The organism is Streptomyces olivoverticillatus (genome assembly GCF_014203555.1).
Taxonomy (GTDB): Bacteria; Actinomycetota; Actinomycetes; order Streptomycetales; family Streptomycetaceae; genus Streptomyces; species Streptomyces olivoverticillatus.
On record NZ_JACHJH010000002.1, the window covers coordinates 420,403 to 434,473 of the forward strand.

The following is a 14,071-nucleotide window of genomic DNA, read 5'->3' on the forward strand; positions in this document are numbered from 1 at the left end:
CCATGCACCGCAGACCGCGCAGAACCGCAGCCTCGCAGCTCGACCGCCGTACGTTCCTGGCCGCCGCGGGGGCCGTCACCACGGCCACCGGGCTGGGCCTCGCCGTGGGCGCGGACGACGGCTCGGCCGTCGCCGACCCCGGACCTGCCCCGGCGACTAGCCCCGCCCCGCCGGCCGCCGCCTCCGCCGCGGCCCCCACGGGCGCGGGCACCACGCTGGCATCCGTCGCCGCCCCCCGCGGCAGCGGCGGCTACCGGCGGCTCGGCGACGGCCCCGGCTGGCCCCGCATCGTCCGCGCCGACCTGGCCGAGGCCCGCAACGGCCGCGAGGGCAAGCGCACCACGCTCGCCTCCTTCGTGCAGTTCACCGACCTGCACCTGACGGACGTACAGCACCCGCTGCGCTACGAGTTCTTCCGCGCCGGAGACGCCGGAGCCTGGCGCCCCCACGAGGCGCTCACGCTGCCCGGCGTGGTCGCGCTCGTGGAGCGCGTCAACAAGCTGCGCCGCGGCCCGGCCACCGGCGCCCCGCTCGGCTTCGTCATGACCACCGGCGACAACGGCGACGAGAACGCGAAGATCGAGCTGGACTGGTTCCTCACCGCCCTCAGCGGCGGCCGGCTCAACCCCAACACCGGCGACCCGCAGCACTACGAGGGCGTCCAGAACAGCGGCCTGAAACTCTTCTGGCACCCCGACAGCTCCCTGCGCGACCAGGACAAGCAGCTCGGCTACCCCCGCATCAACGGCTATCTCGACGCCATCACACGCCGCGTCAACAGCCCCGGCCTGAACATCCCCTGGTACTCCACCTTCGGCAACCACGACGGCCTCTCCGGCGGCTGCTATCCGGCCGCGGGCACCTTCATCGGCGACTTCGCCGTCGGCGGCCGCAAGCTGCAGACCATCCCCGCCAAAGAGGCCAAGTGGCTCATGGAGGGCGAGGCCAACGGCGTCGACCCCAAGGGCAAGCGCATCGAAGCGCTGCTCAAGGCGCACAAGAAGGAGATGCGCTCGGTCACCCCGGACCCGCGCCGGGTGCCGCTGACCGCGCGCCAGTACGTGGCGGCCCACCTCGACCCCCAGCACACCGGGCACGGCCCCGTCGGCCACGGCTACACCCGCGCCAACCTCGACTCGGGCAACCTCTACTACACCTTCCGCGTCTCCGAGAAGGTCATCGGCATCAGCCTCGACTCCACCGACCCCGGCGGCCACTACCAGGGCTCTCTCGGCACCACCCAGCTCAACTGGCTGGACGGCGTCCTCAAGCAGCACAAGGACGAGTACGCCCTGGTCTTCAGCCACCACCCGAGCTGGAGCATGGACAACACCACGCCCGACCCCGCGAGCCCGCGCGACAAGCGCCACGGCGGCGACGAGGTGATCGCCCTGCTCCAGCGCCACAACAACGTCCTGGCCTGGATCAACGGGCACAGCCACCGCAACCGCATCCGGCCGCGCGGCACGTTCTGGGAGATCGCCACCGCCTCGCACATCGACTACCCGCAGCTCGCCCGCGTCATCGAGATCACCGACAACCACGACGGCACGATCTCCCTCTTCACCACCCTCGTCGAATCCGCCGCGCCCTACCGCACGGACTTCCACGACCTCTCCCAGACCGGGCTGGCCTCCCTCTACCGCGAGCTGGCCTTCAACTCCCCCGGCTCGGACACCACGCTCTCGGGCACCGAGACCGACCGCAACACGGAGCTGCTCCTCAAACGCCGCTGACGGCTCAGCGTGGCAGGACGACAAGGTAGGCGGCGGGTTCGCGGTCGGCCGACGCCATCAGGGCGGTACGGACCACCGCAGCCTGCTGCTCCGTACTCTCGGCCAGCCGCTTGGGGGTGGTGCGCACCACCATGACGCCCAGCCGCTCCAAGTGCTCGCGCTTGCGCGAGGAGCCGGACCACAGCGGCTCCGCCTCCTGGCGCGGCGTCCGGGTGTCGATCTCCAGCGCCACCGAGTGGTCGGGCCAGTAGGCGTCCACCGCGCCCAGCGACGGGCCGCCGCGCAGCCGGAGTTCGACGTTCCACAGCGGGTCGGGCAGCGCGCGCTCGCGCACCATGTCGTAGAGCATCCCCTCGGCCAGGGCCCGGCCCTCGGCCAGCAGTGCGTCCACGGCCTCCACCACGTGCGGCCGGGTCAGCAGCCGGGCCCGGCCCAGCTCCCGCACCACCGCGCTCACCTCGCAGTGCCCGCCGCGCACCGCCTCGGTCAGCAGCTCGCGCACCTTGGCGGGGTCCACCAGCAGGGACACCGTGTCCGCGACGGCACGGGCAGCCGGCGCCACCGGCACGCCCGTCAGCAGCTTCGGCCGGGGCACGGTGTGTGCCCGTACCAGCCGTACGAACCCGGTCGGGCGCAGCCGCCGGGTGCGCGGCACCAGCACGTCGATCCGGTCGAGGGCGAGCAGCGAGGGCACGCAGGTGAAGCGGTGCAGGGCCAGCGCCGCCGGGCCGGTGATCATCGCCTCGCCGTAGGGGGTGGGGGCGTCGCCGCGCGGGGCGCAGGCCGGGCCGGGCTGGGCCGGGATCCTGGCGCGCGGGATGGTGTACATCAGCGCGGCGTGCAGCCGCTCCTCGCCGGTGACGGGCCCGGTGTGGAGGAGGAAGACCCCTGGCAGCAGCTGCTGCCAGGGCCCTTCGGGCCGGCAGCGTTCCCCGGCGGTGGCGGCGGAGACGCCGTGCTCGCGCAGCTGCCGGGCCGTCAGGACGCGTTGGCGGACGTCGGAGAGGTGGTAGAGGGGGCGGGGAGAGAGGGGGGTGTTCGGGTTCATGACCCGGCCATTCCCGCTCCCCGCCCGCCCCCTAACCGCTGTTACAGCCCCGTCGGCAAATCAGGACAACCCCACCTCAAAGCAAGGGTGTTCGAGGTTCGAAGGGGCTCGCTTTGGCGGTCAGGCCGCCGCGTCGCGGGCCTGTGCGCGGAGCGCCCGCGACAGGTCGTCCCGCGCCTCCGCGACCAGCCGCCGCAGCGCGGGCGCGGCGTCGGGGTGGTCCCGCAGCCAGGCGTCGGTGGCCTCCAGGGTCCGCGGGTCGTCCTGCAGGGCCGGGAAGAGCCCGCGGACGATCGCCATGGCCGTCTCGATGGACCGCTTGCGCCACACGCGCTCGATCGCCTCGAAGTACCGCGGCGCGAACGGAGCGAGCAGCGCCCGCTGCCCCGGCTGGCCGAAGCCCGCGATGGTGGCCTCGGTCAGGGCGTTGGAGAGCGCGTCGGTGTTGACGACCGACGCCCACGCCGCCTCCTTGACGTCCGGCAGCGGGCGGGCCGCCAGGCAGCGCACCTGGTGCCGCTTGCCGGAGGCGGTGTGGTCGCGGGCCAGCTCGGCGGTGAGCGCCGACTCGTCGGCCGCGCCCTGGGCCGTGAGCGTGGTCAGGAACGCCCAGCGCAGCTCCTGGTCGACCTCCAGTCCGTCGATCCTCGCCGTGCCGTCGAGCAGCCCGCGCAGCAGCTGCAGATCCGACTCGGCGGTCGCGAGCTGGGCGAAGAAGCGGGCCCACGCCAGCTGGTGGCCGCTGCCCGGCTCCGCCAGCCGCAGCTCGCGCAGCGCGCTGCCGGCCAGCTCACGGGCGGCCTGCTCGCGCCGGGCCGGGGCCGCGTAGTACACGAGCGCGCTCGTGGCCCAGGTCTGGAGCATCTGCAGGACACCGATGTCGGATTCGGCGCGCGCGAAGCGCTGCACCAGCTCCAGGTAGTCGCGGGCGGGCATCAGGCCGTCGCGGGTGAGGTTCCACAGCGCCGACCAGCACAGGGCGCGGGCCAGCGGGTCGGTGAGGTCGCCGAGGTGGTTGCGCAGGGTGGCCAGCGACCCCTCGTCGAAGCGGATCTTGCAGTAGGTGAGGTCGTCGTCGTTGACCAGGATCAGCTCCGGCCGCTCGGCCCCCGCCAGTTCGGCGATCACCGTGCGCGGGCCGCTGACGTCGGCCTCGGCGCGGGCGTAGCGCACCAGCGTCCCGTCGGCCTCGCGGCGGTACAGGCCCACGGCCACGCGGTGCGGGCGCAGTTCGGGGTGCGACTCGGCGGCCTCCTGCAGGACGGCGAGCTCGGCAATGCGGCCGTCCGCGCCGTAGGTGGCCTGCGGGGTCAGCGAGTTGACGCCGGCCGTCTGCAGCCAGGACCGCGACCAGGCGGTCATGTCCCGGTCCGAGACCTCCTCCAGGACCGCCAGCAGGTCGCTCAGGCGGGTGTTGCCGTAGGCGTGGCGCTTGAAGTAGCGGCGGGCGCCCTCGAGGAAGGCGTCCTGGCCCACGTAGGCCACCAGCTGCTTGAGCACCGAGGCGCCCTTGGCGTAGGTGATGCCGTCGAAGTTGAGCTTGGCGTCCTCCAGGTCGTGGATGTCCGCCGTGACCGGGTGGGTGGAGGGCAACTGGTCGGCGCGGTAGGCCCAGGCCTTGCGCTGGTTGGCGAAGGTGACCCAGCCGTTGGTGAACCGGGTGGCCTCCACCAGGGAGAAGGAGCCCATGAAGTCGGCGAACGACTCCTTGAGCCACAGGTCGTCCCACCACTCCATGGTCACCAGATCGCCGAACCACATGTGGGCCATCTCGTGCAGGATGGTGTTGGCCCGCCGCTCGTAGGACGACCTCGTCGTCCTGCCGCGGAAGACGTACTCCTCCCGGAAGGTCACGCAGCCCGGGTTCTCCATGGCCCCGATGTTGTACTCCGGCACGAACGACTGGTCGTACTTGCCGAAGGGGTAGGGGAAGTCGAAGTGGTCGTGGAAGAAGTCCAGCCCCTGCTTGGTGACGGTGAGGATCTCGTCGGCGTCGAAGTGCCGGGCCAGGCCCTTGCGGCACAGCGCGCTCAGCGGGATCTCCAGCGCGGTGCCGTCGGGCAGCTTGCGGCTGTAGTGGTCGCGCACGACGTGGTACGGGCCCGCGACGACGGCCGTGATGTACGTGGCGATCGGCTTGGTGGGGACGAAGCGCCGGGTGGTCGCCGTGTCGTCGCCGGGGACCGGCTCGGCCTCGCCGTCCTGCTCGCCGTTGGAGATGACCGTCCACCCGGCGGGCGCGGTCACCGAGAAGGCGAAGGGCGCCTTGAGGTCGGGCTGCTCGAAATTGGCGAAGACCCGGCGGCAGTCGGCGGGCTCGTAGTGCGTGTAGAGATAGACCTCGCCGTCCTCGGGGTCGACGAAGCGGTGCAGGCCCTCGCCGGTGCGGCTGTACGCGCAGTGGGCCTCGACCACCAGGACGTTCTCGGCGGCCAGGCCGTCCAGGGCGATCCGTGAGCCGTCGTAGACCGTCTGCGGGTCCAGCTCGCGGCCGTTGAGCGTGACCGAGGACACCGAGGGGGCCACCAGGTCCGCGAAGCTGCCCACACCCGGCTCGGCGCAGCGGAAGCGGATGGCGGTCACCGAGCGGAAGGTGTCGCCCGCGCCCACGGCCGACCGCAGGTCCAGTGCCACGTCGTAGGCGTCCACGCTCAGCAGCCTCGCCCGGAGGCGGGCTTCTTCACGGGTCAGGTTCTCACCGGGCACGACGCGGCTCCCTCGTCAGTTCGGATCGTCGATTCGGATCTTTTCGACTCTGGTGTCGAACACCAGGAATCATGGCACGGGGTGCGGTTGTTGGACCTCTTACTTGCCAGCCCTTACAAGGAGACACGCGTGACCACGGAGAGAGTGACCGCAGACTTCTGGTTCGACCCCGCCTGCCCCTGGGCGTGGATGACCTCCCGCTGGATGACCGAGGTGGAGAAGGTGCGCCCGGTCGACGTCCGCTGGCACGTCATGAGCCTGGGCGTGCTCAACGAGCACAAGCTCGACGAGCTGCCCGAGGACTACCGGGCGGCGATGACCACCGAGATCTGGTGGCCGGTGCGGGTGTGCATCGCGGCCGCCGAGGAGTTCGGCGACGAGGTGCTCGGCCGCCTCTACGAGGCGCTCGGCACCCGCTTCCACAATCAGGGCCTGCCCCGCACCGAGCGGGAGACGATCGTCGCCGCCCTGGAAGACGCCGGCCTGCCGGCCCGGCTGGCGGACGCCGCCTACACCGACGCCTTCGACGGCGCCCTGCGGGCCTCGCACAAGGAGGGCATCGAGAAGGTCGGCGAGGACGTCGGCACCCCGATCATCTCCGTCCCCGGCCCGGACGGCGCGGAGGTCGCCTTCTTCGGCCCGGTCGTCACCCCCGCACCCAAGGGCGAGGCCGCGGGCCGCCTGTGGGACGGCACCCTGCTGGTCGCCGGCACGCCGGGGTTCTACGAGATCAAGAGGACTCGGACGCAGGGTCCTGTTTTCGACTGAGCGCTCCCAAGGGCTCGGCCGGGGGTCCGGGGGTTGCCCCCGGGAGAAGCAGTCGGCGAGCGCTCCGGCGGAAGATTCATTAATGTCCCGGTATGGGCCAGACCGACCTCTCCCGGCCGCTCGGCCGTGACGGCGGCTGGGCCGAGGCCGAGCCGCCCTGTGGCAACGCCGCTTACGCGGAGCTGCCCGTACGCCCGTACGACCTGCTGACGCTCGCCGTCTGCCGGGCGCTGCCGCCGCTGTGGGCCCTGCTGGGGCTGCGGCGGGCGGCGGGCATGCTGCGGCACTACCTGCGGGGCAGCGGTGCGCCCTACCGGGTGGACGGCGAGGCGCTGCTGGCCCTGTCGGTCGTACGGTCGGCGGCCGACGCCCAGCTGGAGCGGTGGCGGGCCGAGGCGCTGGCCCGCTGGCGGGCCGGCCCGCGCACGCCCGCCGCCTACCCCGGAGACAGCGGCTGGCGCGATGTGCTGATCACCCGCGGGGTGAGCGCCGACTGGTGGCTCGCCCTGCGCTGCGCCGAATTCCGGTTGACGGGCACCGTCCGGGTGGACGCCGCCGGCGGCACGGTCGTGGACTACCGCTTCGCCGTGCAGAAGGCGTGGAACTTCGACCGCGGTGGCTCGGAATGCGGAATTCCGTTCACTCCGTTCGCCCGGCTGCACGAAACGGGGCTCGCGAAGGAGTTCACCGTGACGGGAGAGGCGTTCGGACACGCCTGACGGCCTCGGCGTGCGAGGCTGAGGAAGAGGCCCCCGCGCGATCCGAACGCGCGGGGGCCTCTTCGGCCTGCCGCGTGAAGGGTGAGAAGACGATCACGAGCAGGCGGCCTGCGGGGTGTTACGGCGCCAGCAGGATGCTGTTGCCCTTCGCCTTGGCGGCGGCGTAACGGGCAGCGACGTCCTGCCAGTTGACGACCTTCCACATGGCCTCGATGAAGTCCACCTTCTGGTTCTTGTACTGCAGGTAGAAGGCGTGCTCCCAGGCGTCGAAGACCAGGATCGGCACGGAGCCCTGGCCCACGTTGCCCTGGTGGTCGTAGACCTGCTCGACGATCAGGCGGCCGCTGAGCGGCTCGTAGGCGAGCACACCCCAGCCGGAGCCCTGGGTGGTGGCCGAGGCCTTGGAGAGCTGGGCCTTGAACTTGGCGAAGGAGCCGAAGGACTCGGCGACGGCGTCCGCGAGCTCGCCCACGCCGTCCTTCTCCAGGGGCTCGCCGCCGCCGTCGCCGGTCATGTTCTGCCAGTAGATGCTGTGCAGGATGTGGCCGGAGAGGTGGAAGGCCAGGCTCTTCTCCAGGCCGTTGACGGCGCCCCACTGGTCCTTGTCGCGGGCCTCGGCGAGCTGCTCCAGCGTGTCGTTGGCGCCCTTGACGTAAGCGGCGTGGTGCTTGTCGTGGTGCAGCTCGATGATCTCGGGGCTGATGACGGGGGCCAGCGCCGAGTAGTCGTACGGGAGTTCAGGAAGTGTGTAGATGGCCATGCCGAGCCCTCCGACTGCTTATTGCAATGAACTTGCAGGTAGACGCTACCAGCAAGAGAGATCGGCAAGCAGGAGCGGGGCGGAACTCCGCCCAAAGACGGAGGCGGGGTGGGTCCCGGGACTCGGGACCCACCCCGCCTCGATGAAGAGCCGGTGGCGGTGCGTCAGGCCTTGTCGGCCCGCATCCGCTGGCGTATGTAGCCGGTGAGCGCCAGCGCGCCCGTCAGCCCGGCCGTGAAGTACAGCTGCACCCGGGTGTCCTGCTCGCGCAGCATCAGCGCCAGCACCCCGACGACCCCGGCCAGGGCCACCCAGGTCAGCACCGGGAAGCACCACATCCGCACGACGAGCTTCTCCGGCGCCTCGCGCTCCAGCTGCCGCCGCATCCGCATCTGGGTGACGGCGATGAAGCCCCACACCACCAGGACGGCCGCGCCCGTCATGTACAGCAGCCACTTGAAGACCGTGTTCGGCCACCAGTAGCTGAGCAGCACCGCGAAGAAGCCGAAGGCGGAGGAGGCCAGCACCGTCAGCCGGGGCACGCCGCCGCTGACCTTGCCGAGGAACTTCGGGCCCTCGCCGCGCGCCACCAGGGAGTACGACATCCGGGAGGCGCCGTAGATGTTGGCGTTCATCGCGGACAGCAGGGCGATCAGCACGATCACGTTCATGATCTGCCCGGCGGCCGGGATGTCCAGGTAGTCCAGGACGGCGACGTAGGGGCCGTGCTTGAGGATCGAGGCGTCGTTCCAGGGGATCACGGTGACGATGACGAGCATCGAGCCGACGTAGAACAGCGCGATCCGCCACATCGCGGTGCGCACGGCCTTGGCGACGCCCTTGACCGGCTGCTCGGACTCGGCCGCGGCGATGGTCACCGTCTCCAGGCCGCCGTAGGCGAAGACCGAGGCCAGCAGGCCGACGACCAGGCCGTTGGCACCGTTGGGCAGGAAGCCGCCGTGGCCGGTGAGGTTGTCGGAGCCCGGGGCCGAGGTGCCCGGCAGCAGGCCGAGGACGGCGAGCACGCCCAGCACCAGGAAGGCGCCGATCGCGGCGATCTTCAGCGCGGCGAACCAGAACTCGAACTCGCCGAAGTTCCCGACGGCCGCCAGGTTGGTGCCGCAGAAGAGGGCCATGAAGACCAGGACCCACATCCACGACTGTGTGGAGGGGAACCAGGAGACCATGATGGAGGCCGCGCCGATCGCCTCCACGGCGATGCCCACGCACAGCTCCACCCAGAACATCCACCCGACCGTGAAGCCCGCCCACGGGCCGATGGCCCGCTCGGCGTGCACGGAGAAGGTGCCGGAGGCGGGGTTGGCCGCCGCCATCTCGCCCAGCATGCGCATCACGAGCATCACCAGGAGCCCGGATATCGCATAAGCGAGGACGATCCCGGGGCCCGCGGCGGCGATGCCGGCGCCCGAGCCCACGAAGAGGCCGGCGCCGATCACGCCGCCGAGGGCGATCATCGACAGATGGCGCTGCTTGAGGCCGTGCGACAGATTGCCGTCGCCGCCTGGAGCCGCGTCGGTGACCTCGCGCTCGGGCGCGGAGGTCGCAGAAGTCCGAGTCATGGTCGTGTACGTCCCCGTGAGGTGAGAGCCGAGAAGCTGAAAAGTTGCCTCAGTGTGGGGGTCATGTTCGCTCAGGACAACACCTGTCACACAGGTGTCCGATATTCAGACGTCCAGGTGACCGCGAGTAACTGACGATTCGGCAGAACCGAGGCATTTTCTTGGTGAAGGACCTGCTTGGCGAATGCCCCGGCCTGCTGAATGACCTGCCCGGCGAATGACCGGCCGGCTTACTTGGCCCGGCGCAGCCGGAGTTCGCGCAGCCCCGCGACCGCGAGCACCGCGCCCGTCGCCGCGGCCGACCACAGCAGCTGCGGCCGGGCCTCGGAGTCGGTCAGCATCAGCACCAGCACCCCGCCCATGCCGGCCAGCGCGGCCCAGGTCAGGTAGGGGAAGCACCACATCTTGAGGGTCAGCCGCTCGGGCATCTCGCGCTCGATCCGCCGCCGCAGCCGCAGCTGGGAGGCGGCGATCAGGCCCCAGACGAACAGCAGGACCGCGCCCACCGCGTTGAGCAGATAGCGGAAGATCGAATCCGGCCACTCCAGATTGAGTATGACCGAGGCGAAACCGAAGGCCACGGATGCCAGCACCGCCCGTCGCGGCACCCCGCCGCCGGAGACCTTGAGCAGCGTGCGCGGCGCCTCGCCGCGCTCGGCGAGCGAGAACACCATCCGCGAGGAGCCGTAGAGGTTGGCGTTGAGCGCGGACAGCAGCGCCACGAACACCACGATGTTCATGATCTGCCCGGCCGCGGGCACCCCGAGGTGGTCCAGCACGGCCACGTACGGGCTCTGGCCGGGCTTCATCGACGTCCACGGCAGCAGCGTCACGATGACGGCCATCGAGCCCACGTAGAAGAAGAGGATGCGCCACACGGCGCTGCGCACCGCCCGGCCGACCGCGCGTGCCGGGTCGTCCGACTCGGCGGCCGCGATGGTGACGACCTCCAGGCCGCCGAAGGCGAAGACCACGGCCAGCACGCCGGAGATCACGCCGCTCCAGCCGTTGGGCAGGAAGCCGCCCTGGCCGGTGAGGTTGGCCAGGCCCACGGCCTGGGTGTCGGGCAGCGCCCCGAAGACGGCCAGCAGGCCGAGGCCGAGGAAGAGGACGATCGCGCCGACCTTCAGCGCGGCGAACCAGAACTCGAACTCGCCGAAGTTCTTCACCGCCGCCAGGTTGGCACTGGTGAAGACGACCATGAACAGCAGCACCCAGGCCCACTGCGGCACCGACGGCAGCCAGCCGTGTGCGATCTGCGCGGCGCCGGTCGCCTCCACGGCGAGGACGACCACCAGCAGGAACCAGTACAGCCAGCCCACGGTGAAGCCGGCCCAGCGGCCCAGGGCGCGCTCGGCGTGCACCGAGAAGGCGCCGGAGGCGGGCATCGCCGCCGACAGCTCGCCCAGCATCCGCATAACCAGCATCGCGAGCGCGCCCGCGATCAGGTACGAGACGATGATGCCGGGCCCGGCGACCGCGATGCCGGCGCCCGAGCCGACGAACAGCCCGGCGCCGATCACACCGCCGAGGCCGAGCATGGTCAGGTGCCGCTGCTTGAGCCCGGCGGACAGCGGTTCCTTCTCGCCGGCGGCCAGGGGTCCGGTGGCGGATTCAGTGTCGTGCATGGAGCTCGTTCTCTCGGATCCGTGCGAAGCGCGCAAGGGCGCGCAAAGGCGCAAAGGCGCAGACTGGGGTCCAGAGTCCCCCGGGCGGGGGCTCCTGGCCAAGCCGCATCGGTCCTGTCGTGACCAGCATCACGTTTCGCGGGCGCCAATCGTTCGCATCCGCGCATGCTCGCTCGGAACCCGCCAAGGCCGGCGCCGCGCGTTTGTCACTGCTGCCCCGTGCTCACCGCGTGACGCTCGGCTAACGTCGCTCTGTTCTTACTTGTCCTCACTTCGCGGAGTACCGATGGCCACCGCAGTTGCCTCAGTTCCCCGGACCGGAACGGTCCTCGCCGATTTGCTCCCGGCTTCGTCTGCGGGCCGGGCCCGCGTCCGCGACGCCGCCCTGGTCCTGGGCGGCGCCGTGCTGACCGGCATCACCGCGCAGATCGCCGTGCCCATCCCGGGCTCCCCGGTCCCGGTCAGCGGCCAGACCTTCGCCGTGCTGCTCGTGGGCACCGCCCTGGGCGCCCGCCGCGGCTTCCTCTCCATGGCCCTGTACGCCCTCGCCGGCGTCGTCGGGATGCCGTGGTTCGCCGAGGCCCGCTCCGGCGCCGCCTTCCCGTCCTTCGGCTATGTGCTGGGCATGCTGCTGGCCGCCACGGTCGTGGGCGCCCTGGCCCGCCGCGGCGCCGACCGCTCGGTGCTGCGCACCGCCGGGACCATGGCGCTGGGCTCCACGGTCGTCTACGCCGTCGGCGTGCCGTACCTGGCCCTGGCCACCCACATGTCGCTCTCCCAGGCCGTAGCGGCGGGCCTGACGCCCTTCCTCGTCGGCGACGCGCTCAAGGCCGCGCTGGCGATGGGCCTGCTGCCCAGCGCCTGGAAGCTGCTCGGCCGCCGCGGCTGAGCGCACTGCGCACGTACGCAAGAGCAAAGGGCCGGGCCCGCAACCCCCGTCACGGGGGTTGCGGGCCCGGCCCTTTGGCGCAGGTACGACTACTGCTGCTGGAGCGCCTTGCGGCTGCGGTCCCGCACCAGGCCGATGGCCAGGACGATGACGCCGACCAGGACCGAGAGCAGCACCTGCTCGCGGTTGTCGCCGCCGTCGTAGACCATGTAGCCGAGCACGAAGGTGATCATGGCGATGGTGGCCCAGGTGAGGTACGGGAAGAGCCACATCCGCACGATGAGCTTCTCCGGCGTCTCGCGCAGGATGATGCCGCGCATCTTCAGCTGCGTGATGCAGATGGCCAGCCAGACGAAGAGCGCGACCGCGCCCGAGGCGTTCAGCAGGAACTTGAAGACGGTGTCGGGCCAGACGTAGTTGAAGATGACCGACAGGAAGCCGAAGACGACCGAGCCCAGGATCGCGATGCGCGGGACGCCGTTGCCGCTGGTGCGGGCGAAGGCCTTCGGCGCGTCGCCGCGCTGGCCGAGCGAGAAGGCCATCCGGGAGGCGGTGTAGAGGCCGGAGTTCAGGCAGGACAGCACGGCGGTGAGCACGATGACGTTCATGAACTGGCCGGCGTGCGGGATGCCGATCGAGTCGAGCGCCGCCACGTAGCTGCCCTTGTCGGCTATCTCCTTGGAGTCCCACGGGAGCAGGGAGACCACGACCAGGATCGAGCCCAGGTAGAAGACGCCGATGCGCCAGATGACGCTGTTGGTGGCCTTGGTGACCGCGCGCTGCGGGTCCTCGGACTCACCGGCGGCGAGGGTGACGATCTCGCTGCCCATGAAGGAGAAGACGACCATCAGCACACCGGTGAGGATGGCGCCCGGCCCGTTGGGCAGGAAGCCGCCGTGCGAGGTGAGCAGGTCGAAGCCGCTGCCGGGGTTCTTCGAGCCCGGGAGGACGCCGAAGACGGCGAGCAGGCCGATGACGACGAACGCGGCGATCGCGACGACCTTGATGCCCGCGAACCAGAACTCGAACTCGCCGTAGGAGCTGACCGAGGCCAGGTTGGTGGCGGTCAGGACCAGCATGACGATCAGGGCCCAGCCCCACTGCGGGACGGCCGGCACCCAGCCGTGCAGGATCTTGGCGCCGGCGGTCGCCTCGACGGCGAGCACCACGACCCAGAAGAACCAGTACAGCCAGCCGATGGTGAAGCCGGCCCAGCGGCCCAGCGCCCGGTCCGCGTAGGCGGAGAAGGAGCCGGAGGTGGGGTTGGCGGCGGCCATCTCGCCCAGCATCCGCATCACGAAGACGACCATCGCGCCGACGAGCGCGTAGGAGATCAGGATGCCGGGGCCGGCGGCGGCGATGCCGGAGGCGGAACCCACGAAGAGGCCCGCTCCGATGACACCGCCAATGGCGATCATGGACAGGTGCCGGTTCTTGAGCCCGGCCTTGAGCCCGGCCTCGTCTCCGGCGGTGCCGGGGTCGCCGGTGGACGCCTTCGTCATGGTCGGCGGTGTCGCGCTCATGTGCACGTTCCTTCGGGTTGTTCCTTTGGTTCTCGGGTTACGAGCCACCGCATTAGAACTTTTCGAAGGCAAGTTTCGGAAGACCCGAATCCGTATCGTTGTATTCACTCCTTGTGCGTGCGGCCCGGTGGCAAATCCGGTAACGAGGTCGTGCCACACTCGGACGCATGCGCGTGTACCTCGGCTCCGACCATGCCGGTTTCGAACTCAAGAACCACCTCGTCGAGTGGCTCAAGGCCCAGGGTCATGACCCCGTCGACTGTGGTCCCCACATCTACGACGCCCAGGACGACTACCCGCCCTTCTGCCTCCGTGCGGCCGAGAAGACCGCCGCGGACCCCGAGGCCCTGGGCATCGTGATCGGCGGCTCGGGCAACGGCGAGCAGATCGCCGCGAACAAGGTCAAGGGTGTCCGTGCCGTGCTGGCCTGGAGCGAGCAGACGGCGGCGCTCGGCCGCGAGCACAACAACGCGAACGTCATCAGCATCGGCGGCCGGATGCACTCGCAGGACGAGGCGACGAAGTTCGTCGAGATCTTCCTCGCCACGCCGTACTCGGGTGAGGAGCGTCACACGCGCCGCATCGAGATGCTCAGCCGCTACGAGCGCACCGGCGAGCTCCCGGAGATCCCGGCCCACCACCCGCAGCAGGACTGACGCGGATTCCGCCGCCCGCCCGTGCGCCCCGCGCGCGGGCGGGCGGCGGACCCCGGCC

At 70.9% G+C, this 14,071-nt stretch carries 11 protein-coding genes; 5 read left to right on the forward strand and 6 right to left on the reverse strand.

Annotated features, from left to right (window positions below; all coding sequences use genetic code 11):
- Positions 1-2 precede the first annotated feature (2 nt).
- The gene (locus FHS39_RS07170) at positions 3-1,736 is read left to right on the forward strand and encodes a TIGR03767 family metallophosphoesterase (RefSeq protein WP_184347420.1); all 1,734 of its coding nucleotides are present in this window, start codon (positions 3-5) and stop codon (positions 1,734-1,736) included.
- Between the two features lie 4 nt (positions 1,737-1,740).
- Here the strand turns inward: FHS39_RS07170 and FHS39_RS07175 are convergent, their stop codons facing one another.
- Together FHS39_RS07175 and pepN are read right to left on the reverse strand one after the other, a co-directional pair.
- Complete coding sequence (locus FHS39_RS07175; protein WP_184347422.1) at positions 1,741-2,784, reverse strand: hypothetical protein; 1,044 nt, start codon at positions 2,782-2,784, stop codon at positions 1,741-1,743.
- 120 nt (positions 2,785-2,904) lie between these two features.
- Entirely contained in the window at positions 2,905-5,490 is a 2,586-nt protein-coding gene (gene pepN, locus FHS39_RS07180; RefSeq protein WP_184347424.1) for an aminopeptidase N, read from the reverse strand.
- A gap of 129 nt (positions 5,491-5,619) precedes the next feature.
- Between pepN and FHS39_RS07185 the strand changes: the two genes are divergently transcribed.
- Together FHS39_RS07185 and FHS39_RS07190 are read left to right on the forward strand one after the other, a co-directional pair.
- Positions 5,620-6,258 carry a mycothiol-dependent nitroreductase Rv2466c family protein gene (locus FHS39_RS07185; protein WP_184347432.1) on the forward strand — a complete coding sequence of 213 codons (639 nt, stop codon included), beginning with the start codon at positions 5,620-5,622 and terminating at the stop codon, positions 6,256-6,258.
- A gap of 92 nt (positions 6,259-6,350) precedes the next feature.
- The gene (locus FHS39_RS07190; protein ID WP_184347434.1) at positions 6,351-6,977 is read left to right on the forward strand and encodes a hypothetical protein; all 627 of its coding nucleotides are present in this window, start codon (positions 6,351-6,353) and stop codon (positions 6,975-6,977) included.
- 118 nt (positions 6,978-7,095) lie between these two features.
- Here FHS39_RS07190 and FHS39_RS07195 read toward each other — a convergent pair whose 3' ends face one another.
- From FHS39_RS07195 to FHS39_RS07205, 3 genes are all read right to left on the reverse strand, one after another.
- A complete protein-coding gene (locus FHS39_RS07195; RefSeq protein WP_184347436.1) occupies positions 7,096-7,737 on the reverse strand; it encodes a superoxide dismutase in 642 nt (213 codons plus the stop codon).
- 164 nt (positions 7,738-7,901) lie between these two features.
- Complete coding sequence (locus FHS39_RS07200; protein WP_045934499.1) at positions 7,902-9,317, reverse strand: amino acid permease; 1,416 nt, start codon at positions 9,315-9,317, stop codon at positions 7,902-7,904.
- Positions 9,318-9,547: 230 nt separating this feature from the next.
- Complete coding sequence (locus FHS39_RS07205; RefSeq protein WP_184347438.1) at positions 9,548-10,945, reverse strand: amino acid permease; 1,398 nt, start codon at positions 10,943-10,945, stop codon at positions 9,548-9,550.
- A 286-nt stretch (positions 10,946-11,231) separates the two neighbouring features.
- Here FHS39_RS07205 and FHS39_RS07210 point away from each other — a divergent pair, with 286 nt between their 5' ends.
- Positions 11,232-11,834, forward strand: coding sequence for a biotin transporter BioY (locus FHS39_RS07210; RefSeq protein ID WP_184347440.1), 603 nt, complete (start codon positions 11,232-11,234; stop codon positions 11,832-11,834).
- Between the two features lie 89 nt (positions 11,835-11,923).
- On the opposite strand, the gene FHS39_RS07215 is transcribed toward FHS39_RS07210, so the two are convergent.
- Complete coding sequence (locus tag FHS39_RS07215) at positions 11,924-13,357, reverse strand: amino acid permease (RefSeq protein ID WP_184347442.1); 1,434 nt, start codon at positions 13,355-13,357, stop codon at positions 11,924-11,926.
- A gap of 167 nt (positions 13,358-13,524) precedes the next feature.
- On the opposite strand from FHS39_RS07215, the gene FHS39_RS07220 reads away from it, so the two are divergent.
- Positions 13,525-14,013, forward strand: coding sequence for a ribose-5-phosphate isomerase (locus FHS39_RS07220; RefSeq protein ID WP_184347444.1), 489 nt, complete (start codon positions 13,525-13,527; stop codon positions 14,011-14,013).
- Positions 14,014-14,071 lie beyond the last annotated feature (58 nt).

Bases quoted from the DNA above. Each gene is read 5' to 3' on its own strand.
- FHS39_RS07200 (WP_045934499.1), bottom strand. From the start codon at position 9,317: ATGACTCGGACTTCTGCGACCTCCGCGCCCGAGCGCGAGGTCACCGAC.
- FHS39_RS07215 (WP_184347442.1), bottom strand. From the start codon at position 13,357: ATGAGCGCGACACCGCCGACCATGACGAAGGCGTCCACCGGCGACCCC.
- FHS39_RS07210 (WP_184347440.1), top strand. From the start codon at position 11,232: ATGGCCACCGCAGTTGCCTCAGTTCCCCGGACCGGAACGGTCCTCGCC.
- FHS39_RS07220 (WP_184347444.1), top strand. From the start codon at position 13,525: ATGCGCGTGTACCTCGGCTCCGACCATGCCGGTTTCGAACTCAAGAAC.
- FHS39_RS07195 (WP_184347436.1), bottom strand. From the start codon at position 7,737: ATGGCCATCTACACACTTCCTGAACTCCCGTACGACTACTCGGCGCTG.
- FHS39_RS07175 (WP_184347422.1), bottom strand. From the start codon at position 2,784: ATGAACCCGAACACCCCCCTCTCTCCCCGCCCCCTCTACCACCTCTCC.
- FHS39_RS07190 (WP_184347434.1), top strand. From the start codon at position 6,351: ATGGGCCAGACCGACCTCTCCCGGCCGCTCGGCCGTGACGGCGGCTGG.
- FHS39_RS07205 (WP_184347438.1), bottom strand. From the start codon at position 10,945: ATGCACGACACTGAATCCGCCACCGGACCCCTGGCCGCCGGCGAGAAG.
- FHS39_RS07170 (WP_184347420.1), top strand. From the start codon at position 3: ATGCACCGCAGACCGCGCAGAACCGCAGCCTCGCAGCTCGACCGCCGT.